Origin of the sequence: Sphingobium sp. KCTC 72723 (assembly GCF_014280435.1) — a bacterium.
Taxonomy (GTDB): Bacteria; Pseudomonadota; Alphaproteobacteria; order Sphingomonadales; family Sphingomonadaceae; genus Sphingobium.
Genome location: NZ_CP060388.1, coordinates 4,121,550 through 4,145,120, shown reverse-complemented (window position 1 = coordinate 4,145,120; position 23,571 = coordinate 4,121,550). Strand labels below are relative to the sequence as shown.

Here is a 23,571-nt window from a genome sequence, read left to right as displayed (position 1 = left end):
CCCCTATTTTTGCGCTTTATCTGTCGTCGCGCTTAGCGCATCCGGCCCTTTAGCTTCGCCTTCTTGATCAGATCGCCATATTGATGGGCGAGCAGATGGCTCTGTATCTGGGTCACGGTATCCACCGTAACATTGACGACGATCAACAGGCTAGTCCCACCAAGGTAGAATGGAATTCCCGCCCTGGCGATTGCGAACTCCGGCACCAGGCAGATGAAGGCCAGATAGGCAGCGCCGATCACCGTGATGCGCGTCAGCACATAATCCAGATAATGCTCGGTATTCTTGCCCGGACGGATGCCGGGAATGAAGCCGCCATTGCGCTTGAGATTATCTGCCGTCTCTTCCGGGTTGAACACCACGGCAGTGTAGAAGAAGCAGAAGAATACGATGCCAAGGCCATAAAGACCCATATAGACCGGGCTGCCATGCGACAGATACTGGTTCAACGTCAGGACGAAGTCGCCCCATTTGCTTTCGCCTGCAACTGTCTGGCCCGCGAACTGCGAGATCGTCAGTGGCATCAGCAGCAACGACGAGGCGAAGATCGGCGGGATGACGCCAGCGGTATTCACCTTGAGCGGCAAATGGCTGCGATCGGCCTGCATCAAACCCTGGCGGGTCTGACGCTTGGGATATTGGATCAGTACCCGGCGTTGCGCACGCTCCATGAAGCAGATCAAAAGGACGAGACCGACTGCCATGATCATGACCAGCATGATGAGCAGACCGGAAATCGACCCTTCACTGCCAGATTTGAACAGGTTGCTGAGCGTCACCGGCAATTGCGCAACGATGCCTGCCATGATGATGAGCGATACGCCATTGCCAATCCCGCGCGAAGTGATCTGCTCACCCAGCCACATCAGGAACATCGTGCCGCCGATCAGCGATACGACCGCCGTCAGGCGAAACAGCAGGCCCGGCTCGATGACCGCCGCTACACCCGATTGCGCGCCGAAGCTTTCAAGACCCACCGCAATAAAATAGCCCTGCACGGCGGTCAGGCCGACGGTGCCGTAGCGCGTCCACTGGTTCAGCTTCTTGCGACCGCTCTCGCCTTCCTTCTTGATCGCAGCAAGCTGCGGCGAGAGGCTGGCGGCAAGCTGCACGACGATCGACGCCGTGATATAAGGCATCACGCCCAGCGCGATCAGGCTCATGCGCGACAGCGACCCACCGGAGAAGGTGTTGAAGATGTCGAGGATGCCGCCATTGGTCTGGCTGTACAACTGCGACAAGGCCGTCGGATCGACGCCGGGCAACGGCACGAAGCTGAGGAAACGGAACACGATCAAGGCGCCCAGTGTAAACCACAGGCGCTTCTTGAGGTCGGTCGCCTGGCTGAACTTCGCGAGGCTGAGATTGGATGCGAGCTGGTCGGCTCTCGATGCCATGGTGGCTGCCCTTCAAATCACTCTGGCCGGAAAGCACATGCTCCGGCGCGGAATCGCTCATCCCTTAGCGGGACGGGTCCGGCGTGTCGAACGGGGAGTTGCCGCACAAACGACAAAGCTGGCCCCCGATACGCACGACCCCGCCAACCCATATCGGGCAGCGGGGCCGCGCTTGCAAGTCTCAGAAAGGCAGATCAGGCCTTACGAGCGGCCTTCTTGGCGGCCAGAGTGGTACCCTTCTTCGCCTTTGCCTTTTCAGCAGCCGGGATGAATTCGATCACGTCGACCTTACCACCGATCTTCTCGACCGCTTCGATCGCGCTCTTGGAAGCGCCGGCAACCAGGAAGCTGACCTTCGCGGTCAGTTCGCCCTTGGCCAGCAGACGGACGCCGTCCTTGCCACCGCGCGTCAGGTTGGCAGCGTTAAGGGCTGCCTGGTCGATGGTCGCATTGGCGTCCAGCTTACCGGCGTCGATCGCCACCTGCACGGCACCCAGGTTCACGATCGCATAATCGTTCGCGAAGATGTTGTTGAAGCCACGCTTAGGGATACGCATGTGGAGCGGCATCTGACCACCCTCAAACCCGTTGATGGCGACGCCCGAACGCGCCTTGGCGCCCTTTTGACCGCGACCGGCAGTCTTGCCCTTGCCGGAGCCGATGCCGCGTCCAACGCGCATACGGCCCTTGCGGGCGCCATCATTGTCGCGGATGTCATTCAGTTTGAAAGTCATATCGTGCACTCGCTTTCGCTTGGTTCGCGCGAGGTATGATTGTCTTTGGACAATCATACCGATGCCCCAGCGGAGGCTGGGGCCGGGTTGATCTGGACGCGCCCTTGCGGGTGCAGCCAGCCAGTGAGAGCCGGGGGTTTCCTCTTGCAAGGACGCGCCATCCGGCATGAGATCCCTGCCTATGCTGGGATTTTCAGAAGCGCGCCTGTAACGCGCCTCTGAAAAAAACGAAAGAGGGGTCACCCCCTCCTTCGCCTCTTTTCATCGGGTCGGAAGGCTCAGCCTTCGACGACCGCCACCATGTGCGGCAGCTTCTTGATCGCACCGCGCACTTCGGCGGTGTCTTCAAGTTCCACCACGCGGTTCATCTTGCCAAGGCCCAGACCGATCAGAATCTTCTTCTGGTCGGCGGGGCGACGGATCGGCGAACCGATCTGTTTGATCTTGATTTTGGCCATGTCGCTTACTCCACAATCGCGTCGGCATCAGCCGCCGCGACTTCGACCGAAGCGCCACCGCGACGCAGAAGGTCAGCGACCTTCTTGCCGCGACGCTGCGCCACCGACTTGGGGCTGGTCTGTTCGCCAAGTGCAGCGAAAGTCGCACGGATCATGTTGTAGGGGTTCGACGTGCCGTTCGACTTGGTCACGACGTCTGCAACGCCGAGGCTTTCGAACACAGCGCGCATCGGACCACCTGCGATGATACCCGTACCGGCCGGAGCCGAACGAACCGTCACCTTGCCGGCACCGAAATGGCCCAGGCCATCATGGTGCAGCGTGCGGCCTTCCTTAAGCGGAACACGAACCATTGCCTTCTTGGCAGCAGCCGTCGCCTTGCTGATGGCTTCAGGCACTTCGCGCGCCTTGCCATGACCAAAGCCCGCACGACCCTTACCGTCGCCAACGACGACCAGAGCCGCGAAACCGAAGCGCTTACCGCCCTTTACGGTTTTGCTGACGCGGTTGATGTGAACCAGCTTTTCGATCAGTTCTTCGCCCTGATCTTCATCGCGATTGCCGCCACGGCGGTCGTCGCGACGGCCACGGCCGCCACGCTCGCCACGGTTGCGATCGCCGCCGCCGCCACGGTTGCCACGACCGCCACGGCCGGGACCGCGACCTTCGGTCGCTTCGACAGGCGCGCTTTCGACAGGCGTGCCGGTTTCGATGGTGTTTTCGTCAGCCATGCTCAGAACTCCAGCCCGGCTTCACGGGCCGCATCGGCCAGCGCCTTGACGCGGCCATGGAAAAGGAAGCCACCACGATCGAAAACGACGCGCGTGACGCCAGCAGCCGTTGCCGCAGCGGCAACGCGCTTGCCGACATCAGCAGCAGCTTCGGAAGTGGCACCGGTCTTACCGCGCACATCCTTGTCCAGGGTCGAGGCGGCAGCGACGGTTGTACCGGCGACGTCGTCAATGACCTGGGCGTAGATGTGACGGCCAGAACGGTGGACGCTGAGGCGCGGGCGGGTGCCCGAAACAGCCTTGAGCGCGGTGCGAACGCGGCGGCGACGCCGCGCGAAGAGGGAAAGCTTTGCCATCTTACTTCTTCTTCCCTTCCTTGCGGAAGATGAACTCGCCAGCGTATTTAATGCCCTTGCCCTTATAGGGTTCGGGCTTACGCCAGCGACGGATCTCGGCAGCGACCTGACCGACCTGCTGCTTGTCCATCCCGCTGATCTCGACCGTGGTATTATCCGGGGTCTTGATCTCGATCCCTTCAGGGATCGCGAAATCGACGTCATGGCTGTAGCCAAGCTGCAACTTCAGGGTCTTGCCCTGCGAGTTGGCGCGGTAACCAACGCCCGTAATGAGGAGCTTCTTGGAGAAGCCCTCGGTCACGCCAGTGATCAGGTTCTGGATCAGAGTGCGCTGCATACCCCAGAAAGCGCGAGCGCGCTTGCCGTCATTTGCAGGCTTCACCGTGACGGAGCCGTCTTCGAGCGTGTAGGTCACTTCGTCCGACAGCGGCATGGCCAGGGTACCCTTGGGGCCCTTGACCGACAGCTGGCCGGCTTCGATCGACGTGGTGACGCCCGCAGGGACGGCAACCGGCTTTTTACCCGTGCGGCTCATCAGAACACCTCCGCGAGTACTTCGCCGCCGACATTCTGTTCACGCGCTTCCGCGTCGGACAGAACACCCTTGGGCGTCGAGACAATGGTGATGCCCAGGCCGTTGCGCACGATCGGCAGTTCCTTGGAACCCGAATAGACGCGGCGGCCAGGCTTGGACACGCGAGCAACATGCTTGATGGCCGGCTGGCCTTCAAAATATTTCAGTTCGATGCGCAGGCCGGGGTGGGCACCAAGGGTTTCCTCGGAATAACCACGGATATAGCCTTCGCGCTGAAGCACGTCGAGCACGCGAGCGCGCAGCTTGGAAGCGGGGGACATAACGCTGTCCTTCTTCGCCTGCTGCCCGTTACGGATGCGGGTGAGCATGTCACCCAGGGGATCGGTCAATGCCATGAGATGATATCCTTACCAGCTCGACTTGGTGACGCCGGGGATCAGGCCTTTGTTGGCCAGATCGCGCAGCTGAATGCGGCAGAGCCGGAATTTGCGGTAATAAGCGCGCGGGCGCCCCGTCAGTTCGCAGCGGTTACGCACGCGAGTCGGGTTGCCGTTACGCGGAACTTCCGCCATCTTCAGACGCGCCATCAAACGATCCGTATCGTCTGCGCTGGTATCATTCGCGATCGCCTTGAGCTTCGCATAACGGCCGGCATATTTCTTTACCAACTGCTTGCGGCGCTCGTTCTTATTGATCGAACTCAGTTTCGCCATGACTTAAGTTCTCTTCCTTAGCCTAACGGTGGGGGAGAGAAGCGGGACCGTTTAGGCCGCCTGCTTCTCTTCTTCCTGCGGGAACGGGAAACCGAACAGGCGCAGCAGCTCGCGCGCCTCGTCGTCCGTCTTCGCAGTGGTGGTCACGATGATGTCCATGCCGCGAACATTATCGACGCGGTCATAGCTGATCTCCGGAAAGATGATCTGCTCCTTGATGCCAAAGGCGAAATTGCCACGGCCATCAAAGCTATTGGGGTTCAGACCACGGAAATCGCGCACGCGAGGCAGCGCGATGTTGATCAGACGGTCAAGGAATTCATACATGCGCTCGCGGCGCATCGTAACCTTCGCACCGATCGGCATACCTTCACGCAGCTTGAACTGTGCGATCGACTTCTTCGCCTTGGTGATGACCGGCTTCTGACCAGCGATCAGTTCCATTTCCTCGGCGGCCGACGTGACCTTCTTCTTATCCTGGGTCGCTTCGCCCACACCCATGTTGAGCGTGACCTTCTGGATCCGGGGAATTTCCATAACGTTCTTGTAACCGAACTTTTCGGTCATCGCTTTCACGATTTCAGCGTCATAGAGCGCCTTGGAGCGCGGAATGTAAGTATCAGCCATTACAGCACCTCACCGGACTTGACGGCGACGCGAACCTTCTTGCCGTCGCGCTCCTCGAAGCGAACGCGCGTCGGCTTGCCATCACTGTCAGCGACCGCCACGTTCGAAATGTGGAGCGGCGCAGCCTTGCGCTCGATACCGCCCTGCGGATTGGCCTGGTCGGGCTTGCGGTGCTTCACATGCACGTTGATGCCTTCCACCAGGACCTTGTCGTCCTTGGGAAGCACCTGGAGCACGGAACCAGTGCGGCCCTTGTCCTTGCCAGCGAGGACGACGATCTTGTCGCCCTTCTTGATCTTAGCAGCGCTCATTACAGCACCTCAGGAGCAAGCGAGATGATCTTCATGTGCTGCTTTGCACGCAGCTCACGAACCACGGGGCCAAAGATGCGCGTGCCGATCGGCTCCTGATTCTTGTTGATCAGGACAGCGGCGTTACCGTCGAAACGGATGACGCTGCCGTCGGCGCGACGAATGTCCTTGGCGGTGCGAACGATGACCGCGCGATGCACGTCACCCTTCTTAACCTTGCCGCGTGGCGCGGCTTCCTTGACGGAAACGACGATGATGTCGCCTACGCCAGCGAAGCGACGCTTCGACCCGCCCAGCACTTTGATGCACTGGACGCGCTTGGCGCCGCTGTTGTCAGCGACGTCAAGATTGGATTGCATCTGGATCATGGATCCGGTTCCTTCTTATTTGGCCTACCGGGAAGATTCCCGGCGGTTCCGAATTTCGTGCCTGGACCCTAGGAGTCATACGCGAAGCGCGGGCCTGTAACCCTTTCTGATCGAAAAGGCCAGCCCCGCGTCGCAATTAGACTCAAAGAGTCGGTGAGCTTTCCCTCAGGCCGCCGTTTCCGGCGACTTGTGGGTGTCCACGCGCTCGATGACCTTCCAGGTCTTGAGCTTGGAAATCGGAGCGGTTTCCTCGATGCGGACCGTCTCGCCTTCCTTGTAGACATTGCCCTCGTCATGGGCATGATATTTTTTCGAGCGACGAATGATCTTACCGTAGAGCGCGTGCTTTACCTTGCGCTCCACGCGAACGACCACCGTCTTGTCGGCCTTGTCGGAAACCACAGTTCCCGTCAGCACGCGCTTGGGCATCGTGTGTTTCCTTTACTTCGCGGCGGAGCTGTTACGCTCCGTCTGCAGGGTCTTGATCTGCGCGATCGAGCGGCGGACTTCCTTGACCCGGCTGGGCTTTTCCAGCTGGTTGGTGGCCGCCTGAAAACGCAGATTGAACTGCTCGCGCTTCAGGTTGTTGAGTTCGGTCGACAGTTCGTCGTCCGTCTTGGTCTTGAGGTCAGCAACGTTCGCCATGACTTAACCCTCCAGATGCGAGGTGTCGCCGAGGCGGGCAACGACCTTGGTCTTGATGGGCAGCTTCATCGCGGCGCGCGAGAAGGCCTCTGCTGCGAGCGGACCGGGAACGCCGTCCAGTTCGAACAGGATACGGCCGGGAGCGACGCGAGCCGCCCAATATTCGACCGAACCCTTGCCCTTACCCTGACGGACTTCCGCCGGCTTCTTCGTCACGGGGACGTCGGGGAACACGCGGATCCACAAACGGCCCTGACGACGGATGTGGCGAGTGATCGCACGGCGAGCCGCTTCGATCTGACGCGCAGTGATCCGCTCCGGCTCCATCGCCTTAAGACCATAGGATCCGAAGTTCAGCGCAGTGCCGCCCTTCGCATCGCCCTTGATCCGACCTTTGAAGGTCTTGCGGAACTTCATTTTCTTCGGTTGCAGCATGACGCTATTACCTTCTTATTCTCAGCGCGCCGGACGCACGCCGGAGGTCTGAGCCTCCAGCATAAGCCGGTCGGTCGCGAACGGATCATGGCCGAGAATTTCGCCCTTGAAGATCCATACCTTGATGCCGCAAACGCCATAGGCGGTGTGCGCCGTGGCTTCGGCATAGTCGACGTTCGCACGCAGCGTGTGCAGCGGAACGCGGCCTTCGCGATACCATTCGACACGCGCGATCTCTGCGCCGCCAAGACGGCCGCCGCAGGTGATCTTGATGCCTTCGGCACCCAGACGCAGAGCCGACTGCACCGCACGCTTCATGGCCCGGCGGAATGCCACGCGGCGTTCCAGCTGGTCAGCGATGCCCTGTGCGACCAAACGACTGTCGACTTCCGGCTTGCGGATTTCGACGATGTTCAGCGACACGTCGGACGAGGTCAGCGCACCCAGCTTCCGACGAAGCTTTTCGATGTCTGCACCCTTCTTGCCGATGATGACGCCCGGACGAGCGGCATAGATCGACACGCGGCACAGCTTGGCCGGACGCTCGATCACGACCTTGGAGATCGCGGCCTGCGGCATGTTCTTGAAGATATACTGGCGGATCTTGAGATCCTCCAGCAGCAGGCGACCATAGTCGGCGCCTTCGGCGAACCAGCGGCTGTCCCAGGTACGGTTGATCTGGAGACGCAGACCGATCGGATTGCTCTTGTGACCCATGTGCTTACGCCTCCGCTTCTTCGCCAGCTTCACGAACGACGATGCGCACGCGGCTGTAAGGCTTGAGGATCTGGGTCGACTTGCCGCGGCCACGGGCATGGAAGCGCTTGAGCGTGAACGCCTTGCCTACCGATGCTTCCGCGACGACGAGTGCATCGACGTCCAGGTTATGATTGTTTTCCGCATTGGCGATGGCCGAAGCCAGCACCTTGCGAACGTCCACGGCCATCGCCTTCTTGGAGAAGGCGAGGATGTTCAGCGCGTCCTCGACCTTGCGGCCGCGGATGAGCGTCGCAACTAGGTTCAGCTTCTGAGCCGAACCACGGATCTGCGTGCCAACGGCCAGCGCTTCATTGTCGGCGACGCGACGGGGAGCTTTTTCCTTGCTCATTAGCGCTTGCCCTTCTTGTCGGCAGCGTGGCCGGGGAAGAAGCGGGTCGGAGCGAATTCGCCCAACTTATGACCCACCATATCCTCGTTCACGGAAACCGGAACATGCTTGCGGCCATTATAGACGTTGAACGTCAGGCCAACGAACTGGGGCAGGATGGTGGAACGACGCGACCATGTCTTGATCGGGGCGCGGCCACCGGCGTCCTGCGCCGTTTCTGCCTTCTTCAGAAGGCTGAGGTCCACGAACGGACCTTTCCAGACGGAACGAGCCATCGCGGATTACCTCTTCTTCTTGGCGTGACGCGACCGGATGATCATCTTGTCGGTCGACTTGTTGTGACGGGTACGGGCACCCTTGGTCGGCTTACCCCATGGGGTAACCGGATGACGGCCACCGGAGGTCCGGCCTTCACCACCACCATGCGGGTGATCGACCGGGTTCTTGGCAACACCGCGCGTCAGAGGGCGAATGCCCTTCCAGCGATTGCGGCCAGCCTTGGCAAGGTTGGTGTTACCATTGTCCGGGTTGCTGACAGCACCGATGGTGCCCATGCAGTCCGAACGAATGTAACGCTGTTCACCCGACGACAGACGAACCATGACCATGCCACGATCGCGACCGACCAGCTGGGCATAGGTGCCGGCCGAACGGCAAAGCTGCGCGCCCTTGCCCGGCTTCATCTCGATGTTGTGGATGATCGTGCCGACCGGCATCTGACCCAGCTCCATCGCGTTGCCCGGCTTTACGTCGGTCTTCTTGCCCGCGATGACCTTGTCACCAGGAGCCAGACGCTGCGGCGCGATGATATAAGCCTGCGTGCCGTCGGGATAGTTCACCAGTGCGATGAACGCCGTGCGGTTGGGGTCATATTCCAGACGCTCGACCGTACCTTCGACGTCCCACAACCGACGCTTGAAATCGATGATGCGATAGCGCTGCTTGTGACCGCCGCCGATACCGCGCGACGTCACATGACCCTTGTTGTTACGGCCGCCAGTCTTGCGCTTGCCTTCGGTCAGCGCCTTGACGGGCTTACCTTTGTGCAGGCTGGACTTGTCGACCAGGATCAGCCCGCGCTGGGCGGGGCTGGTCGGGTTATAATGCTTAAGCGCCATCTCAGCGCACTCCCTCGGTGATGTCGATCGACTGGCCTTCGGCCAGGCGGACGATCGCCTTCTTTACGTCGGAGCGAGTGTAGGGACGGCCCTTCCACTTCTTGGTCTTGCCCTTGGTCACGAGCGTGTTCACGCTCTTGACTTCGACACCCCAGATCGCTTCGACAGCGGCCTTGATTTCGGGCTTCGTCGCATCGCCAGCGACCTTGAACACCACCGCATTGTTTTCGCTGAGCAGCGTCGACTTTTCGGTGATGTGCGGCGCGACGACGACGTCATAATGACGGTTATCGACGGTTCCGGTTTGCTTTTTAGCCATTGAAACGGGCCTCCAGCTTTTCGACCGCAGCGCGGGTCAGCACCAGCGATTCGGCTTTCAGGATGTCATAGACGTTGGCGCCAACGGCAGGGAGCAGGTCCACGCCGATGATGTTGGCCGACGCCTTAGCGAAGCTGATGTTGACCGCATCGCCATCGATGAACAGCACCTTGGTGAGGTTCAGCTTGGCGAGGTTGGCAACAAGCGCCTTGGTCTTGCCTTCGGCAACGTCGAGGCTGTCGATGACGAACAGCGAACCGTCCTTCACCTTCGACGACAGCGCCATCTTCAGGCCCAGGGCGCGAACCTTCTTGTTCAGCGAAGGGTTAAAGTCGCGGACGCGGGCGCCGTGCGCCTTACCACCACCGATGAACACCGGAGCGCGGCGATCGCCGTGACGGGCAGTACCGCCGCCCTTCTGGCGACCGAACTTCTTGCCGGTGCGGGCGACGTCGGAACGTTCCCGTGTGCCACGGGCAGTGCCGCGACGCTTTTCCAGCTGCCAGGTGACGACGCGGTGCAGGATGTCGGCGCGAGGCTCGATACCGAATACGGCATCGTTGAGCTCCAGATCGCCAGCTTCCGTTGCGTCGAGGGTCTGTACCTTGACCTTCATGGTTTAGCCCTCCTGGCCTTCGGTGACTTCCACTGCCACGACTTCTTCAGCCGGGGTGTCAGCGGCAACCACATCGTTGCTGTTGTCAGCCTTTTTCAGGCTGGCGGGGTAGGGAACGTCGGCGGGACGGGGCACCTTTACGGCATCCTTGACAGTCAACCAGGTACCCTTGGCACCAGGGACCGAACCCTTGACGAACAACAGGCCACGCTCGACGTCCGTACGGACGATTTCGAGGTTCTGCTGCGTCCGCTCACGATCACCCATGTGACCGGCCATCTTCTTGTTCTTGAAGACGCGACCGGGATCCTGACGGTTACCCGTCGAACCATGCGCACGGTGACTGATAGACACGCCGTGCGTGGCGCGCATACCGCCGAAGCCCCAACGCTTCATGGCACCGGCAAAGCCCTTGCCCTGCGTGTGACCCGACACGTCGACCAGCTGGCCGTCGATGAAATGATCAGCGGCGATTTCAACGCCGACGTCGAGGAGTGCATCCTCGGCGACGCGAAATTCGACCAAGCGCGCCTTCGGCTCAACTTCCGCCTTGGCGAAGTGACCACGCTGCGGCTTTGCTACATTCTTAACTTTCGCGACGCCGGCACCCAGCTGCACAGCCACATAGCCGTCGCTGTCAACATCTTTCCGAGCCACGACCTGGTTGCCTTCAAGGGCCAGAACCGTAACCGGAACATGACGCCCGTCCTCTTGGAACAGGCGGGTCATCCCGACTTTCTTCGCGATCACGCCAGTGCGCATGATCCATACTCCCAATAGAGGCCCGCATTTTCAGCGGGCGTATCCAACGAAAAAACCGCTCAGGATTTCTCCTTCGCGGCCAACCCTTAGCTTGTAGATCACCCCGTCTGGGTTGGATGCCACTCCCTATTCGGGAACAGCGACGGGGGACCAGGGCCACGGCAAAAGCCGCGCGGTATCCCTTGTGTCGTGTGAGCTTCCAGCGAACCGAAATGCCCGATACCCTGCTTACCTTTCGGAAAGCAGGGACTTGCCAGCTCAGGCCAGCTTAATCTCGACGTTCACGCCAGCAGCCAGATCCAGCTTCATCAGCGCGTCGACCGTCTGGGGCGTAGGCTGCACAATGTCAAGCATACGCTTGTAGGTGCGGACCTCAAACTGTTCACGCGACTTCTTGTCGACGTGAGGTCCACGGTTGACCGTGAACTTTTCGATACGCGTCGGAAGAGGAATGGGGCCACGAATGAGGGCGCCGGTGCGGCGGGCGGTGTCGGCGATGTCGCCGGTCGCCTGATCGAGCACGCGATGATCGAACGCCTTGAGGCGAATGCGGATGTTGCTGTCCATGTCCTACTACCGATGCGAAAGAGCCAAAAACAAACCACCCCGCTCATTGCCCTTCTAGCTCTGTCGAGCGGGAGAAGGACGATCCGGGGCGGCGAAAAAACTGAGCGGCGCGAATCAGACGATTCGCGCCGCTGCGTTTCTATATTACTTCGAGATCGTTCCGACAACCCCTGCGCCGACGGTACGACCGCCTTCACGAATTGCGAAGCGCAGACCGGAGTCCATCGCGATCGGCGCGATGAGCTTGATGTTGAGCTTCACATTGTCGCCGGGCATGACCATCTCGGTGCCTTCTGGCAGGATGACTTCGCCGGTGACGTCCGTGGTGCGGAAGTAGAATTGCGGACGATAGTTCGCAAAGAACGGCGTGTGACGACCGCCTTCTTCCTTCGACAGCACATAGATTTCTGCGTCGAATTCCGTGTGCGGCGTAACCGAACCGGGCTTGGCCAGAACCTGACCACGCTCAACGTCTTCACGACCAACGCCACGAACCAGCGCGCCGATGTTGTCGCCTGCACGACCTTCGTCGAGCAGCTTGCGGAACATTTCAACGCCCGTGACGGTGGTCTTGCGGGTATCTTTGATGCCGACGATTTCGACTTCTTCACCAACCTTGACGATGCCGGTTTCGACGCGGCCGGTAACAACTGTACCACGACCCGAGATCGAGAACACGTCCTCGATGGGCATCAGGAAGGGCTTGTCGACAGGGCGCTCAGGCTGCGGGATCCAGGTATCGACAGCTTCCATCAGCTTGAGAACGGCGTCATGGCCGATCTCAGGCGTCTTGTCCTGAAGTGCGGCAACAGCCGAACCAGGGATGACGGGGATGTTGTCGCCGTCGAAATCGTAGCTGCTGAGCAGTTCGCGAATTTCCAGCTCGACCAGTTCGAGGATTTCAGCGTCGTCGACCAGATCGACCTTGTTCATGAACACAACCAGCTGGGGAACGCCGACCTGCTTGGCGAGCAGAATGTGCTCACGGGTCTGGGGCATCGGACCATCGGTGGCCGACACGACCAGGATCGCGCCATCCATCTGCGCGGCACCGGTGATCATGTTCTTCACATAGTCAGCATGGCCGGGGCAGTCGACGTGCGCATAGTGGCGCGCTTCGGTTTCATATTCGACGTGGGCGGTCGAAATGGTGATGCCGCGCTCGCGCTCTTCAGGCGCCTTGTCGATATTGTCATAGCTCGTGAAAGTCGCGCCGCCGGTTTCGGCCAGCACTTTCGTGATCGCTGCGGTCAGCGAGGTCTTGCCATGGTCAACGTGACCGATGGTGCCGATGTTGCAATGCGGCTTCGTCCGCTCAAACTTAGCTTTCGCCATTTTATCCTACCTTCTAATCAAATCCGATGGGTTTGACCGCTCGGCCGCGCCTTGCGAAGGCGCGTCCATAGCAGCAAATTTACAGAATACCAGCCCTAACCGACCCGTTCGACCGGGTCGGTCAGGGAAAACATCAGGCCATCTTAGCCTTAACCTCGTCCGCAACATTCTGCGGCACTTCGTCATAGTGCGAGAAGGTCATGGAATAGTTCGCGCGGCCCTGGGTAAAGGAGCGCAGCGAGTTCACATAGCCGAACATGTTGGCCAATGGGACCATCGCCTCGACAACCTGCGCATTGCCGCGCGTGTCGGTGCCCTGGATCTGGCCACGGCGGCTGTTCATGTCGCCGATGACGTCGCCCAGATATTCTTCGGGAGAAACGACTTCGACCTTCATGATCGGCTCAAGCAGCTTGATGCCAGCCTTCTGCGACACTTCACGCATTGCAGCGCGACCAGTGATTTCGAACGCCAGAGCGGACGAATCGACGTCATGGTAAGCGCCGTCATACAGCAGGATTTCAAAATCGATGATCGGGAAGCCGATCAGCGATCCGGTTGCTGCCGTTTCGCGCATACCCTTTTCAATCGCCGGGATATATTCCTTGGGAATATTGCCGCCCTTGATTTCATCCTTGAAGATGATCCCCGAACCGCGTTCACCCGGATTGACCTTCACCTTGATGCGGCCGAACTGGCCAGTGCCGCCCGACTGCTTCTTGTGGGTATAATCGACGTCGACGGCCTTACCCAGATACTCGCGATAGGCGACCTGCGGGGCGCCGACATTCGCCTCGACCTTGAACTCGCGCTTCATGCGGTCGACCAGGATTTCGAGGTGAAGTTCACCCATGCCCTTGATGATCGTCTGACCCGATTCGTGATCGGTCGAAACGCGGAAGGACGGATCCTCGGCAGCCAGACGATTGAGCGCGACGCCCATCTTTTCCTGGTCGGCCTTGGTCTTGGGTTCCACCGACAATTCGATGACCGGCTCAGGAAATTCCATCCGTTCCAGAATGATCGGCTGGCGCTCGGCACACAGCGTATCCCCGGTGGTGGTTTCCTTCATGCCGGCCAGTGCGACGATGTCGCCCGCATAGGCTGCATCGATGTCCTCACGCGAGTTCGCGTGCATGAGGAGCATACGACCGATCTTTTCCTTCTTGTCCTTGACCGAGTTCAGATAGGTGCCCTTGGTCAGGGTGCCGGAATAGACGCGCAGGAACGTCAGCGAGCCGACGAACGGATCGTTCATGATCTTGAACGCGAGGCCGGAGAAGGGCGCTTCGTCAGACGTTGCACGGCTGTCGGGCTGATCATTATCAGGGTTGATGCCCTGCACGTCCTGAATGTCGAGCGGCGAAGGCAGATAATCGACAACGGCGTCGAGCAGGGGCTGAACGCCCTTGTTCTTGAACGCCGAACCACACAGCACCGGCACGAATGCCTGCGCCAGCGTACCCTTGCGGATCAGTGCCTTCAGCGTGGCGACGTCGGGCAGGTTGCCTTCGAGATAGGCCTCCATTGCCGCATCGTCCTGCTCAACAGCCAGTTCGATCAGCTTTTCGCGATATTCCGCAGCCTTGTCGGCCAGATCGTCGGGAATCTCTTCATAGGAGAATTCCGCGCCGAGATTTTCATCCTTCCAGATGATCGCGCGATTTTCGACCAGATCGACCAGACCCCGGAATTCCGACTCTGCGCCGATGGGCAGGTAAAGAACGGCAGGCGTGGCACCCAGACGATCGATGATCGTCTGAACGCAATAATAGAAATTGGCGCCGGTGCGGTCGAGCTTGTTGATGAAGCACATGCGCGGGACTTTATACTTGTCCGCCTGGCGCCACACCGTCTCCGACTGCGGCTCAACACCAGCAACGCCGTCAAATGCGGCGACCGCGCCATCAAGCACGCGCAGCGAACGTTCGACTTCGATGGTGAAGTCGACGTGGCCAGGAGTGTCGATGATGTTCAGGCGGTGATCGTTCCAGATGCAGGTGGTCGCAGCCGACGTGATGGTGATACCACGCTCCTGCTCCTGCTCCATCCAGTCCATGGTCGCAGCGCCGTCATGGACTTCGCCGATCTTGTAGGACTTGCCGGTGTAGTAAAGGATACGCTCGGTCGTGGTGGTCTTGCCGGCGTCAATGTGCGCCATAATACCGAAATTGCGATATTTTTCGAGCGGATGGCTGCGGGCCATGATGCTTCTCCGTTGCCGGTGCGCCGGCGGTTGGGGATTCGTGAAAGTCTTGCGCTTGGCCCCTAAACCAATCCGTCCGCCATGGGTAGACACCCCCGGCGAACGGACCAATTTTTGAAACCGGATGACATGGCGGGCATCGAAACGCCCGCCAGTCCTTTACCAGCGGTAGTGCGAGAAGGCGCGGTTGGCTTCCGCCATCCGGTGCGTGTCTTCACGCTTCTTGACCGCATTGCCACGGTTGTTGGCAGCATCCATCAACTCGCCGGACAGGCGAGCCGCCATGGTCGTCTCGCTGCGATTGCGCGCAGCGGTGATCAGCCAGCGGATGGCCAGAGCCTGCGAACGTTCAGGACGCACTTCGACGGGAACCTGATAGGTCGCACCGCCGACTCGGCGACTACGCACTTCGATGCCAGGCTTGATGTTGTTCAGCGCATCATGGAACATGCCGATCGGATCCTTCTTGGCGCGAGCCTCTACGGATTCAAGAGCGCCATAAACGATCGATTCAGCAACGGCTTTCTTGCCGTCCTGCATGATGGAGTTCATGAACTTCGACAGAACCTGATCGCCATATTTGGGATCGGGCAGAATGATGCGCTTTTCGGGGCGACGACGACGTGACATATTTTAGTCTCCCTTACTTAGGACGCTTGGCGCCGTATTTGGAACGGCTCTGCTTGCGATCCTTGACGCCCTGGGTATCCAGAACGCCGCGAAGAACGTGGTAACGCACGCCCGGAAGATCTCGCACACGACCGCCACGGATCAGCACGACGCTATGTTCCTGAAGGTTATGGCCTTCACCAGGAATATAGGTGATGACTTCGCGCTGGTTGACCAGGCGAACCTTGGCAACCTTACGAAGCGCCGAGTTCGGCTTCTTCGGAGTCGTCGTATAGACGCGCGTGCAAACACCGCGCTTTTGCGGGTTGGCTTCCATCGCAGGGACCTTGGACTTGGCCTTCTGCGGATCGCGGCCCTTGCGGACCAGCTGGTTGATTGTTGGCATGAAGCCCTTCACCTTTTTCAGTTACTTTACCGTGGCATTCCCGCTTTCTGCGCCATCGGGACAGCATATCGCGTCCAAACGGCAAAAGCTCCAGCGGACGAAACGCCCTCTGGAACCACAAGAACACCCGGTAATGTTCAGCTCTGTGTTTGCCTCGGTGGAATGGCGCGGAAGGACGAATCCTCGTGCGACAGACCGCTGGGCAGGCGGGCCTATAGCGATGCAGTGGCAGAGGGTCAAGCACGGTCCCGACGCATGACGGCTGCCAGAAGCGGAACCTGTCCGCTCCGCTGGTTAGGGAATTGCTAACCCTGGCGACGCTAGTTTGGCAAGGACGCCACAAGGGCGTTTGCCATGGACCGGGCATGAACGCATTTTCGACCATCAGCGGCGAGTTTCGCCACCGCACGAAGGAAGCAGCGTTCCAGACGGAGCGCCTGCCAGAATCGCGTCGCCATGCGCGCACCCTGTTCTTGCTGTCGGCCATCCTCAATAGCCTGTTCCTGCTAAGTGATTGGCGTTTTTTCGGCACGCCGCATTTCTGGGTTGCCGTTCCGGCCCGCGTCGCCGTGATACTATGTTCGCTATTATGCGTATTTCTGTGCCGCCGGATACACAGCTTTGCTGCGGTCGAACGGATCTGTGCGGGCTGGCAGGCCGTCACCGCAATCGGCGTCGCCTTTCTGGTCAGTTCGCGAAGCGACATTGCGGTGTTCGTGATGGTGATGCTGCCACTGGTATATTATCTGGTCGTCCCCACCAGTTTTCGTGGCAATGCCGGCGGCGGCGTGGTCTGCGGTATACTGCTGCTCATTGGCTATATCACCCCTGCCCCGCTTGCACCGACGACGCCGGGGATGATCATGGCCGTGCTGATGCTTCATTGCGGCATGTGGATCGCCATTGCGCGCAGCAATCGGCTTCAGCGACAGGAGTGGCTGGCTGGTAAGGCGGCACAAGCGGCGCAAGCGGCGCTGGCCAACAGCCGGGATACGCTGGAACGCATGTTCATGGCCGTTCCGTTGCCACTGCTCGTGACACGTTATGATGGAAGCGTCCTGCGCCTTAACCAGGCGGCTACGGCAGCCTATGCCGCCGGGCGGGACGTACCGTTGGAGCATGTAGAACAGACTTATGTCGATTTGCCGGTGCGCGACCAATTGTTCGAAATTCTCCAGCGCGGCGAAATGATCGATAATTTCGAGTGTAGATTGCACCGGGCCGATGGGGCCATTCGCAATGCGCTGCTGTCTTCCCGGCCCATCGTGATCGACGGCGAACCTTGTTTCATGACCAGCGTAGTGGACATCACCGAACGCAAGGAAGCCGAGCGGCATCTGGAACAGCTGGCCATGACCGATGCGCTGACGGGCCTGGCCAATCGCGCCCATTTCATGGCGGCGGTAACGCAGGCGACGGCTGCCTCAGTCGCGCGGGCGCAACTGGCCGTACTGCTGCTCGACCTGGATGAATTCAAGCGCGTCAACGACATGGCGGGCCATGATGCAGGTGACGCCCTGCTGTGCGCGGTCGCGGGGCGGTTGCGCAACGCGCTGCGACCGGGCGACCTGGTGGCGCGCATGGGCGGGGACGAATTTGCCGTGCTGCTGACCCGCCTGCCCGATGCAGACGCGCTTCAGCCGATTCTGACCCGGATCACAGAACATCTTCACGCACCGCTCAGCTATCGCGGAAGGCCGATCGAATGTCGTGTCAGCATTGGTGTGGCGCTGTTTCCCGACCATGGCGAAGATGTCGCCGCGCTCGTCAAACATGCCGACATTGCGCTGTATCACGCGAAGAACAATGGCCGTGGACGCGCCATGCTGTTCGGCCCAGAACTGCTGGACAGTTGGGAGCAGGAGAGCGCAATGCTGGATCGCGCCCGGCACATCCTGACGCAGGAGCGCCCCTGCCCCTGGTATCAACCCAAGGTCGCGCTCGACACCGGCGCCGTCGTCGGGTTCGAAGCACTGTTCCGTTGCCCGACGGCCGACGGCACGATCATCATGCCGGCAGATGTCGCCGCCGCGTTCGAACATCCAGAACTTGGCCCGATGATTACATGGCAGATGATCGAGGGCATCATCGTCGATTGTCGCCGCTGGCGCGACGCAGGCCTTACTGCCGGACCGATTGCCTTCAATTTGTCGGGCGCCGACCTCAATGACGATGATTTCGCCGGACGATTGATCGAACGGCTGGAACAGGCGGGGCTGCCGCCCTCCGCCCTGGAAGTGGAAGTGACGGAGTCAGTCTTTCTTGGCCGCAATGCAGAACGGGTCAGCATCGCCCTGCATCGCCTGAGCGACGCAGGCATCGCGATTGCTCTGGACGATTTCGGCACCGGCTACGCTTCTCTCTCCCATCTCAAACAGTTTCCGATCGACATCATCAAGATCGACCAGCGCTTCGTGCGCGACCTGGAAACCGACCCGGACGACGCCGCGATTGTCCGCACTGTCCTCAACCTCGCTTACAGCCTGGGTATCCGCACCGTAGCCGAAGGGGTCGAGAACCGCCACCAACTGGACTATCTGCGCGCGGGCGGGTGCCATTACGGCCAGGGCTTCCACTTTGGCGCAGCCATGCCAGCGCCAGCGGTAATGGCATTGCTGGAACAGGAAAGACGCAAGCAGCGCTCCTAGCCCAACGCCGAAGAAAATTTTTCGCGCAGCCTGGAACAAAATCGCAAATCAATCATTTCGTCCCACTTCGCCTTCGACTCGTCACGAGTCCGCAACGACGGATTCGCGCGAAAGGCAAAGCTTTGCTAACGGCCCGACTCGAAAAGAGCCACGGGGTCGCCATTGTCTCGAAAAACCATCAAGGGAGCTGTCGCTCTCCGGGCGCGATTGAACGCCATTTGTCCTGAGCGGGAGGTTTTTCTCCGTTCGGGCGGGCAAGTGCGTTTTCTGCGCATCTCTCGTCGTGTCCAGCTGGCAACCATCGCTATCGTCTCGACTGCATTGGTAGGTTGGGGTGCCGCAACGCTGGCCATGGTAGCCAACAGTGCCTCGGTCGCGCAGGAACGCGCGATGCTGGCCCAGCAGGGCAAGGCCGTTGCCAGCAGCGCAAACAAGGTGGCCGACTATCGCGATTCGGTCGAGGATTTGGCGCAGGATCTGAAAGCGCGCCAGGATTTCATGGACGATCTCTACAAGACCCACTTCGGGTCGGAGGAGAGCAATTCCAGCGGCGCAGAGCTGATCGCACCGGCAAAAGCCCAAGAAAAAGGCAAGCTGAACGCAAAAATCAGCATGGCCCCGGAAGCTGCACCACTGATGCGCCTGGCCGAACGGCAGCGCCATTTCGCGCTGATGCTGACCAGTGCGGTCGAGCGACGGGCCGACAAGGCCGCTGCCGCGATCCGCAGTTTCGGCCTTAATCCCGACAGCCTGGCCCGTAGCGCTGCACAGGCGCAGGGCGGTCCCTTCGTGCCATGGAAAGGCGACAAGGGGGCCATGACCGGCGAGCTGGAAGAATTGGCTGGCGCGCTGGCCCGTATGGAGTTTCTGGAACGCAGCCTGATGGCGATTCCATCGGGAAAGCCCACCACCGCGCCCATGCAGACCAGTTCCTATGGCTATCGCCGCGATCCGTTCAACGGTCACGCCGCCTTCCATGCAGGGATCGACTTTCCCGGCAGCTATGGTCAGCCGATCCTGTCCGCTGCCGGTGGCAAGGTCGGCTATGTCGGCCAGCGTCAAGGCTATGGCAATGTCGTCGAAGTCGAACATGGCAACGGCCTGATGACTCGCTACGCCCATCTGTCCGGCTATGCCAGCCGCGTGGGCCAGACCGTCGCGCGCGGTGACACGATCGGTCGCATGGGATCGACTGGCCGATCGACCGGCACTCACTTGCATTTCGAAGTCCGGCTGAATGGCCAGGCGATCAACCCCCGCCGTTTTCTGGAGGCTGCCCAAGATGTTCTCCAAGTCCAGCAAATCGCCAAGGCCCGGTTCGCCGATGTCGGCAACCGGGGCTAAGCACACGCCCTTTTCGCTGATCGGCGGCGACGTCACGATCAGCGGCAACCTGTCGGCATCGGTCGACCTGCATGTCGATGGCGTAGTTGAAGGCGACATCAGCTGCGCCGCGCTGGTGCAGGGACCAGACAGTCGCATATGCGGCCATGTCACAGCGCAGAGCGCGCGGCTGGCTGGACTGGTCGACGGGTCGATCACAGCGGAAGAACTGGTCGTGGAAAGCACCGCCCGGATTACCGGCGACGTGCGTTACGAACGCATCACGATCGAACCGGGCAGCCGGATCGAGGGGCATTTCACGCATAAGGACAATGCCCCCGTCGCCGAACTCAAGCTGATCGCGAACGAGAGCGGCTAACCATATTTGTCACTGGATAGAGGGCAGCGCCCGCGATACGCCCCACCATCATCATGATGGGGAGACGGATGCTGTGGAAACGCCTGATTTCTGGCCCGATATTCGCCGCTTCCTGATCGGCTTTGCGTTGGGTGGGGTCGCCATCGGTTTTTTCACGCTGTTCAGCGTCAAGCCGCTCCCCTGAGCTTTCAATTCACCGGCGGACGGCGGCGATAGCTGAGCGCTTCGGCGATATGCACCCGCCCTACCCGCTCCGCGCCAGCCAGATCGGCAATGGTGCGGGCAACCCGCAGGACGCGGGTATAACCCCGCGCCGACAGCTTCATCGCAGCAGCCGCCTGTGCCAGCAATTGACGCCCCGCCTCGTCGGGTCCGGCAACCTCTTCCAGCCGTTCGCCATCCACTTCGGCATTGGTGCGCACCTTGGTATCGGCATAACGCGCAGTCTGCACCGCACGAGCAGCGGCAACGCGCGCGGCGACCTCCGCTGATCCTTCTGCTGGCGGCGGCAGCACCAGGTCAGCAGCGGTCACCGCCTGCACTTCGATATGCAGGTCGATGCGATCGAGCAGCGGCCCCGACACCTTCGCCTGATAATCGGCGGCGCAGCGTGGCGCGCGCGAACAGGCCAGCGCAGGATCGCCCAGATGGCCGCACCGGCACGGGTTCATCGCCGCGATCAACTGCACCCGCGCAGGGAAGGTCACATGCGCGTTGGCGCGGGCAACTGTCACTTCGCCGGTTTCCAGCGGCTGACGTAGCGAATCCAGCACGGCGCGCTGAAATTCGGGAAGTTCGTCCAGAAACAGCACGCCAAGATGCGCCATGCTGACCTCGCCCGGCCGTGCCTTCAGCCCGCCGCCCACCAGCGCCGCCATCGATGCGCTGTGATGGGGGCTGCGAAACGGGCGCGCCCGGCTGATCCGCCCGCCATCCAGCGTGCCAGCCACACTGGCCACCATCGACGTTTCCAGCGCTTCCGGCATTATGTAGCAAACGCACCAAGCGAATGATAGATGTAATCGCTGGCGTGCTGTAATGTCATCATATGACAGACTATGCCTTAGACGCGCTCAAACGGAAGCGCGCAGAGATGACCGGCGAGATTGCTTTGTGCCACGCTCGCCTACAGCAGCTATCGACCGACCTTGAGCATTTGGACGCCACGCTACGGCTGTTCGCGCCTGACTTCGTGCAGGAGAGCGTCTTGCCCAAGATATTCGCCCCACCAAAGTCGTGGAGCAAGCGCGGGGAAATGAGCCGTGCCGTTCTGTCGATCCTGCGCGTTGCCAAGGGGCCGCTATCCACGCGGGAGTTAGCGTCCATGATCGTCGACCAGCGCGGGCTACAGAATGACGCGGGTATCCTTAACATCATGACGCGGCGCGTGGGTCACGTGCTGCGCGACAAGCGGCAAGCGGGGCTTGTGCGGTCGGTGGAGGAAACGGGGCTTTGGTTGCTTTGGGAGATCGCGAGATAGACGGCGTCTTGCGCGAATCGTTTTGACCGATCAACATGGTTACAGGGCCAACTCCCTGGGACTGCTTGCTGCCTATACGCGGGGGCGCAATCGGTGCCTCAGGGTGGGCGGCCCGACCGCCCGCTTGTCAAAGGATATATCCAATGAGCAAGACGGGAAAACGCGGTCGCGATGCTGACAATGGTCAGTTCGTCACCGTCAGGGAGGCAGAGCAACGGCGTTCAGGCGCTATTGTCGAAACCTTCAAGAAAGACTCGCGCGGTCGGCCAACAAACTGAGCCGCGTTGATCTGAAAGGGGGTCGTCACGGGAACCGTGGCGGCCTTCCCCCTTGAATCATTATGTGAATCGAGTGTCAAGCCTCCCGCTGCCAATAGCCCTTCCACTGGCGGCTAACCGGCGCATCCATCGCAGCAGTCGTAACCATTGCGGCCTGCGTTCCGTTATCAACGCGGCGATTGTCCTCACGCCACGAAGCCTCACGGGCATACTGGCCGATGTAGGGGCCAGCGATATGGTGGTGCGTTCCGACTTCCATGCGGCGCAGGCGCGAGAAGTAGCTTTCGGCTTGGTTGGTGCAAGCGCCCTTGTCGAGAAACGCAACCGAGTGATTGACGCGGCGCGTATCCCAACCGGCGTGAAGGGCGTCCCAGCCCGTGCCTTCGTCGGCCATGATCGTGGCGACGGTGCCGACATGATCGCGGACATAAGGAACAGCATCACCTTCGTTGCGGACGATGAAGGGTAGCGATTTGCCGTTACGCTCACGCATGATGACAACGCACTGGCGCTTGCCTGTGAGGTTAGCCTTCAAGCGCCGATCCTTGCGATCCTCCTTACGGTTTTCCTGCTTGCTGTATCCACCGAAATAAGCGCCGTCTATTTCGACCACGCCGTCAAGCTGGCGACCCATTTGCTCACGCGCCATTGCTTCACGCAGCTTATGCGTGAGAACGAAAGCGGTCTTATACTGGCAGTCCAGATCGCGGCTCAATTGAAGCGCGGCCACGCCCTTTGCGCCGTTCACGAAAATGACGATCGCGGCCAGCAAGTCGGTGAACGACATTTTGCGGCTTGCGAAGATCGTGCCGCTAGTGACGCTGAACTGGTGATGACAACCAACGCACTTGAACTTGCGGCGGGTCGAAATGCTGTAGGCTTCCACGCAGCCGCAACGCGGACACACAGGCTCGCCGTCCGTCTCATCCCAGCGCATATCGCAAAAGGTCTGATACGCCTTATCCTCGCCCATGGTGAAAACAGCCTTGAGGCTGATCGTGCGGGCTTTGGAAGAAAGGAGAAAGTGTTGCATGTCATCGTATCCGTTGCTTATGCATCGTATATAATGACATTTATGCACTGTTGTCAATGACAAACGTATCGAAT

At 60.3% G+C, this 23,571-nt stretch carries 32 protein-coding genes and 1 pseudogene; 5 read left to right on the top strand and 28 right to left on the bottom strand.

Annotation, left to right across the window (positions count from 1 at the left end; genetic code table 11):
• Positions 1-32: 32 nt before the first annotated feature.
• From secY to rpsL, 26 genes are all read right to left on the bottom strand, one after another.
• Positions 33-1,397: a preprotein translocase subunit SecY gene (gene secY / locus SPBM01_RS20145; RefSeq protein WP_188063229.1), complete on the bottom strand. Its 1,365-nt coding sequence runs from the start codon at positions 1,395-1,397 to the stop codon at positions 33-35.
• A 194-nt stretch (positions 1,398-1,591) separates the two neighbouring features.
• A complete protein-coding gene (gene rplO / locus SPBM01_RS20140; protein ID WP_188063228.1) occupies positions 1,592-2,131 on the bottom strand; it encodes a 50S ribosomal protein L15 in 540 nt (179 codons plus the stop codon).
• Between the two features lie 278 nt (positions 2,132-2,409).
• Entirely contained in the window at positions 2,410-2,589 is a 180-nt protein-coding gene (gene rpmD, locus SPBM01_RS20135; protein ID WP_056691667.1) for a 50S ribosomal protein L30, read from the bottom strand.
• 5 nt (positions 2,590-2,594) lie between these two features.
• Positions 2,595-3,320: a 30S ribosomal protein S5 gene (gene rpsE, locus SPBM01_RS20130; RefSeq protein ID WP_188063227.1), complete on the bottom strand. Its 726-nt coding sequence runs from the start codon at positions 3,318-3,320 to the stop codon at positions 2,595-2,597.
• 2 nt (positions 3,321-3,322) lie between these two features.
• Positions 3,323-3,676, bottom strand: coding sequence for a 50S ribosomal protein L18 (gene rplR, locus SPBM01_RS20125; protein ID WP_188063226.1), 354 nt, complete (start codon positions 3,674-3,676; stop codon positions 3,323-3,325).
• A gap of 1 nt (position 3,677) precedes the next feature.
• Complete coding sequence (gene rplF, locus SPBM01_RS20120) at positions 3,678-4,211, bottom strand: 50S ribosomal protein L6 (RefSeq protein WP_188063225.1); 534 nt, start codon at positions 4,209-4,211, stop codon at positions 3,678-3,680.
• The gene (rpsH, locus tag SPBM01_RS20115) at positions 4,211-4,606 is read right to left on the bottom strand and encodes a 30S ribosomal protein S8 (RefSeq protein ID WP_188063224.1); all 396 of its coding nucleotides are present in this window, start codon (positions 4,604-4,606) and stop codon (positions 4,211-4,213) included. The genes rplF and rpsH overlap by 1 nt, the downstream gene beginning before the upstream one ends.
• A gap of 12 nt (positions 4,607-4,618) precedes the next feature.
• The gene (rpsN, locus tag SPBM01_RS20110; protein WP_188063223.1) at positions 4,619-4,924 is read right to left on the bottom strand and encodes a 30S ribosomal protein S14; all 306 of its coding nucleotides are present in this window, start codon (positions 4,922-4,924) and stop codon (positions 4,619-4,621) included.
• Between the two features lie 51 nt (positions 4,925-4,975).
• The gene (rplE, locus tag SPBM01_RS20105) at positions 4,976-5,551 is read right to left on the bottom strand and encodes a 50S ribosomal protein L5 (RefSeq protein WP_188063222.1); all 576 of its coding nucleotides are present in this window, start codon (positions 5,549-5,551) and stop codon (positions 4,976-4,978) included.
• Positions 5,551-5,862, bottom strand: a complete 312-nt coding sequence (gene rplX, locus SPBM01_RS20100; protein ID WP_188063221.1) for a 50S ribosomal protein L24 — start codon at positions 5,860-5,862, stop codon at positions 5,551-5,553. Before rplX ends, rplE begins: the two co-directional genes overlap by 1 nt.
• Entirely contained in the window at positions 5,862-6,230 is a 369-nt protein-coding gene (rplN, locus tag SPBM01_RS20095; protein WP_188063220.1) for a 50S ribosomal protein L14, read from the bottom strand. The genes rplX and rplN overlap by 1 nt, the downstream gene beginning before the upstream one ends.
• A gap of 165 nt (positions 6,231-6,395) precedes the next feature.
• Positions 6,396-6,659 (bottom strand): 30S ribosomal protein S17, encoded by a 264-nt coding sequence (rpsQ, locus tag SPBM01_RS20090; RefSeq protein ID WP_188063219.1) that lies wholly within the window; start codon positions 6,657-6,659, stop codon positions 6,396-6,398.
• 12 nt (positions 6,660-6,671) lie between these two features.
• Positions 6,672-6,875 carry a 50S ribosomal protein L29 gene (gene rpmC / locus SPBM01_RS20085; protein WP_056691689.1) on the bottom strand — a complete coding sequence of 68 codons (204 nt, stop codon included), beginning with the start codon at positions 6,873-6,875 and terminating at the stop codon, positions 6,672-6,674.
• Between the two features lie 3 nt (positions 6,876-6,878).
• Positions 6,879-7,310, bottom strand: coding sequence for a 50S ribosomal protein L16 (gene rplP / locus SPBM01_RS20080; RefSeq protein ID WP_007707896.1), 432 nt, complete (start codon positions 7,308-7,310; stop codon positions 6,879-6,881).
• Between the two features lie 21 nt (positions 7,311-7,331).
• Entirely contained in the window at positions 7,332-8,027 is a 696-nt protein-coding gene (rpsC, locus tag SPBM01_RS20075; RefSeq protein WP_188063218.1) for a 30S ribosomal protein S3, read from the bottom strand.
• Between the two features lie 4 nt (positions 8,028-8,031).
• Complete coding sequence (gene rplV, locus SPBM01_RS20070) at positions 8,032-8,418, bottom strand: 50S ribosomal protein L22 (RefSeq protein WP_188063217.1); 387 nt, start codon at positions 8,416-8,418, stop codon at positions 8,032-8,034.
• Complete coding sequence (rpsS, locus tag SPBM01_RS20065) at positions 8,418-8,693, bottom strand: 30S ribosomal protein S19 (protein ID WP_007707899.1); 276 nt, start codon at positions 8,691-8,693, stop codon at positions 8,418-8,420. Before rpsS ends, rplV begins: the two co-directional genes overlap by 1 nt.
• Before the next feature lie 6 nt (positions 8,694-8,699).
• On the bottom strand, positions 8,700-9,536 hold the full coding sequence (gene rplB / locus SPBM01_RS20060; protein ID WP_188063216.1) for a 50S ribosomal protein L2: 837 nt from the start codon (positions 9,534-9,536) through the stop codon (positions 8,700-8,702).
• 1 nt (position 9,537) lies between these two features.
• A complete protein-coding gene (locus SPBM01_RS20055; protein WP_188063215.1) occupies positions 9,538-9,855 on the bottom strand; it encodes a 50S ribosomal protein L23 in 318 nt (105 codons plus the stop codon).
• Positions 9,848-10,471 carry a 50S ribosomal protein L4 gene (gene rplD / locus SPBM01_RS20050; RefSeq protein WP_188063214.1) on the bottom strand — a complete coding sequence of 208 codons (624 nt, stop codon included), beginning with the start codon at positions 10,469-10,471 and terminating at the stop codon, positions 9,848-9,850. The genes SPBM01_RS20055 and rplD overlap by 8 nt, the downstream gene beginning before the upstream one ends.
• Positions 10,472-10,474: 3 nt before the next feature.
• On the bottom strand, positions 10,475-11,233 hold the full coding sequence (rplC, locus tag SPBM01_RS20045; RefSeq protein ID WP_188063213.1) for a 50S ribosomal protein L3: 759 nt from the start codon (positions 11,231-11,233) through the stop codon (positions 10,475-10,477).
• 258 nt (positions 11,234-11,491) lie between these two features.
• On the bottom strand, positions 11,492-11,800 hold the full coding sequence (rpsJ, locus tag SPBM01_RS20040) for a 30S ribosomal protein S10 (RefSeq protein WP_006960299.1): 309 nt from the start codon (positions 11,798-11,800) through the stop codon (positions 11,492-11,494).
• 144 nt (positions 11,801-11,944) lie between these two features.
• Entirely contained in the window at positions 11,945-13,135 is a 1,191-nt protein-coding gene (tuf, locus tag SPBM01_RS20035; RefSeq protein WP_188063212.1) for an elongation factor Tu, read from the bottom strand.
• 133 nt (positions 13,136-13,268) lie between these two features.
• Positions 13,269-15,341, bottom strand: coding sequence for an elongation factor G (fusA, locus tag SPBM01_RS20030; RefSeq protein WP_188063211.1), 2,073 nt, complete (start codon positions 15,339-15,341; stop codon positions 13,269-13,271).
• A 159-nt stretch (positions 15,342-15,500) separates the two neighbouring features.
• Positions 15,501-15,971, bottom strand: coding sequence for a 30S ribosomal protein S7 (gene rpsG / locus SPBM01_RS20025; RefSeq protein ID WP_188063210.1), 471 nt, complete (start codon positions 15,969-15,971; stop codon positions 15,501-15,503).
• Positions 15,972-15,984: 13 nt separating this feature from the next.
• Positions 15,985-16,356, bottom strand: coding sequence for a 30S ribosomal protein S12 (rpsL, locus tag SPBM01_RS20020; RefSeq protein WP_056692058.1), 372 nt, complete (start codon positions 16,354-16,356; stop codon positions 15,985-15,987).
• Between the two features lie 365 nt (positions 16,357-16,721).
• Here rpsL and SPBM01_RS20015 point away from each other — a divergent pair, with 365 nt between their 5' ends.
• The 3 genes from SPBM01_RS20015 (at position 16,722) to SPBM01_RS20005 (ending at position 20,706) form a co-directional block, all read left to right on the top strand.
• On the top strand, positions 16,722-19,004 hold the full coding sequence (locus SPBM01_RS20015; protein ID WP_188063209.1) for a putative bifunctional diguanylate cyclase/phosphodiesterase: 2,283 nt from the start codon (positions 16,722-16,724) through the stop codon (positions 19,002-19,004).
• A gap of 207 nt (positions 19,005-19,211) precedes the next feature.
• Positions 19,212-20,348, top strand: coding sequence for a peptidoglycan DD-metalloendopeptidase family protein (locus SPBM01_RS20010; RefSeq protein WP_410483014.1), 1,137 nt, complete (start codon positions 19,212-19,214; stop codon positions 20,346-20,348).
• Positions 20,329-20,706, top strand: coding sequence for a polymer-forming cytoskeletal protein (locus SPBM01_RS20005; protein ID WP_188063207.1), 378 nt, complete (start codon positions 20,329-20,331; stop codon positions 20,704-20,706). Before SPBM01_RS20010 ends, SPBM01_RS20005 begins: the two co-directional genes overlap by 20 nt.
• 188 nt (positions 20,707-20,894) lie before the next feature.
• Here the strand turns inward: SPBM01_RS20005 and SPBM01_RS20000 are convergent.
• Positions 20,895-21,689: pseudogene (locus SPBM01_RS20000) on the bottom strand (ATP-binding protein); the annotation flags it as partial.
• A 110-nt stretch (positions 21,690-21,799) separates the two neighbouring features.
• Here SPBM01_RS20000 and SPBM01_RS19995 point away from each other — a divergent pair.
• Positions 21,800-22,186: a hypothetical protein gene (locus SPBM01_RS19995; protein ID WP_223177752.1), complete on the top strand. Its 387-nt coding sequence runs from the start codon at positions 21,800-21,802 to the stop codon at positions 22,184-22,186.
• Between the two features lie 143 nt (positions 22,187-22,329).
• On the top strand, positions 22,330-22,464 hold the full coding sequence (locus SPBM01_RS22060; protein WP_262504274.1) for a hypothetical protein: 135 nt from the start codon (positions 22,330-22,332) through the stop codon (positions 22,462-22,464).
• A gap of 76 nt (positions 22,465-22,540) precedes the next feature.
• Here the strand turns inward: SPBM01_RS22060 and SPBM01_RS19990 are convergent, their stop codons facing one another.
• A complete protein-coding gene (locus tag SPBM01_RS19990; protein WP_188065855.1) occupies positions 22,541-23,497 on the bottom strand; it encodes an IS1595 family transposase in 957 nt (318 codons plus the stop codon).
• Between the last annotated feature and the right edge of the window lie 74 nt (positions 23,498-23,571).

Excerpts from the sequence above, each read along its gene's own strand:
- secY (WP_188063229.1), bottom strand. The coding sequence starts at position 1,397 with ATGGCATCGAGAGCCGACCAGCTCGCATCCAATCTCAGCCTCGCGAAG.
- rplO (WP_188063228.1), bottom strand. The coding sequence starts at position 2,131 with ATGACTTTCAAACTGAATGACATCCGCGACAATGATGGCGCCCGCAAG.
- rpmD (WP_056691667.1), bottom strand. The coding sequence starts at position 2,589 with ATGGCCAAAATCAAGATCAAACAGATCGGTTCGCCGATCCGTCGCCCC.
- rpsE (WP_188063227.1), bottom strand. The coding sequence starts at position 3,320 with ATGGCTGACGAAAACACCATCGAAACCGGCACGCCTGTCGAAAGCGCG.
- rplR (WP_188063226.1), bottom strand. The coding sequence starts at position 3,676 with ATGGCAAAGCTTTCCCTCTTCGCGCGGCGTCGCCGCCGCGTTCGCACC.
- rplF (WP_188063225.1), bottom strand. The coding sequence starts at position 4,211 with ATGAGCCGCACGGGTAAAAAGCCGGTTGCCGTCCCTGCGGGCGTCACC.
- rpsH (WP_188063224.1), bottom strand. The coding sequence starts at position 4,606 with ATGGCATTGACCGATCCCCTGGGTGACATGCTCACCCGCATCCGTAAC.
- rpsN (WP_188063223.1), bottom strand. The coding sequence starts at position 4,924 with ATGGCGAAACTGAGTTCGATCAATAAGAACGAGCGCCGCAAGCAGTTG.
- rplE (WP_188063222.1), bottom strand. The coding sequence starts at position 5,551 with ATGGCTGATACTTACATTCCGCGCTCCAAGGCGCTCTATGACGCTGAA.
- rplX (WP_188063221.1), bottom strand. The coding sequence starts at position 5,862 with ATGAGCGCTGCTAAGATCAAGAAGGGCGACAAGATCGTCGTCCTCGCT.
- rplN (WP_188063220.1), bottom strand. The coding sequence starts at position 6,230 with ATGATCCAGATGCAATCCAATCTTGACGTCGCTGACAACAGCGGCGCC.
- rpsQ (WP_188063219.1), bottom strand. The coding sequence starts at position 6,659 with ATGCCCAAGCGCGTGCTGACGGGAACTGTGGTTTCCGACAAGGCCGAC.
- rpmC (WP_056691689.1), bottom strand. The coding sequence starts at position 6,875 with ATGGCGAACGTTGCTGACCTCAAGACCAAGACGGACGACGAACTGTCG.
- rplP (WP_007707896.1), bottom strand. The coding sequence starts at position 7,310 with ATGCTGCAACCGAAGAAAATGAAGTTCCGCAAGACCTTCAAAGGTCGG.
- rpsC (WP_188063218.1), bottom strand. The coding sequence starts at position 8,027 with ATGGGTCACAAGAGCAATCCGATCGGTCTGCGTCTCCAGATCAACCGT.
- rplV (WP_188063217.1), bottom strand. The coding sequence starts at position 8,418 with ATGAGCAAGGAAAAAGCTCCCCGTCGCGTCGCCGACAATGAAGCGCTG.
- rpsS (WP_007707899.1), bottom strand. The coding sequence starts at position 8,693 with ATGGCTCGTTCCGTCTGGAAAGGTCCGTTCGTGGACCTCAGCCTTCTG.
- rplB (WP_188063216.1), bottom strand. The coding sequence starts at position 9,536 with ATGGCGCTTAAGCATTATAACCCGACCAGCCCCGCCCAGCGCGGGCTG.
- SPBM01_RS20055 (WP_188063215.1), bottom strand. The coding sequence starts at position 9,855 with ATGGCTAAAAAGCAAACCGGAACCGTCGATAACCGTCATTATGACGTC.
- rplD (WP_188063214.1), bottom strand. The coding sequence starts at position 10,471 with ATGAAGGTCAAGGTACAGACCCTCGACGCAACGGAAGCTGGCGATCTG.
- rplC (WP_188063213.1), bottom strand. The coding sequence starts at position 11,233 with ATGCGCACTGGCGTGATCGCGAAGAAAGTCGGGATGACCCGCCTGTTC.
- rpsJ (WP_006960299.1), bottom strand. The coding sequence starts at position 11,800 with ATGGACAGCAACATCCGCATTCGCCTCAAGGCGTTCGATCATCGCGTG.
- tuf (WP_188063212.1), bottom strand. The coding sequence starts at position 13,135 with ATGGCGAAAGCTAAGTTTGAGCGGACGAAGCCGCATTGCAACATCGGC.
- fusA (WP_188063211.1), bottom strand. The coding sequence starts at position 15,341 with ATGGCCCGCAGCCATCCGCTCGAAAAATATCGCAATTTCGGTATTATG.
- rpsG (WP_188063210.1), bottom strand. The coding sequence starts at position 15,971 with ATGTCACGTCGTCGTCGCCCCGAAAAGCGCATCATTCTGCCCGATCCC.
- rpsL (WP_056692058.1), bottom strand. The coding sequence starts at position 16,356 with ATGCCAACAATCAACCAGCTGGTCCGCAAGGGCCGCGATCCGCAGAAG.
- SPBM01_RS20015 (WP_188063209.1), top strand. The coding sequence starts at position 16,722 with ATGAACGCATTTTCGACCATCAGCGGCGAGTTTCGCCACCGCACGAAG.
- SPBM01_RS20005 (WP_188063207.1), top strand. The coding sequence starts at position 20,329 with ATGTCGGCAACCGGGGCTAAGCACACGCCCTTTTCGCTGATCGGCGGC.
- SPBM01_RS19995 (WP_223177752.1), top strand. The coding sequence starts at position 21,800 with ATGACCGGCGAGATTGCTTTGTGCCACGCTCGCCTACAGCAGCTATCG.
- SPBM01_RS22060 (WP_262504274.1), top strand. The coding sequence starts at position 22,330 with ATGAGCAAGACGGGAAAACGCGGTCGCGATGCTGACAATGGTCAGTTC.
- SPBM01_RS19990 (WP_188065855.1), bottom strand. The coding sequence starts at position 23,497 with ATGCAACACTTTCTCCTTTCTTCCAAAGCCCGCACGATCAGCCTCAAG.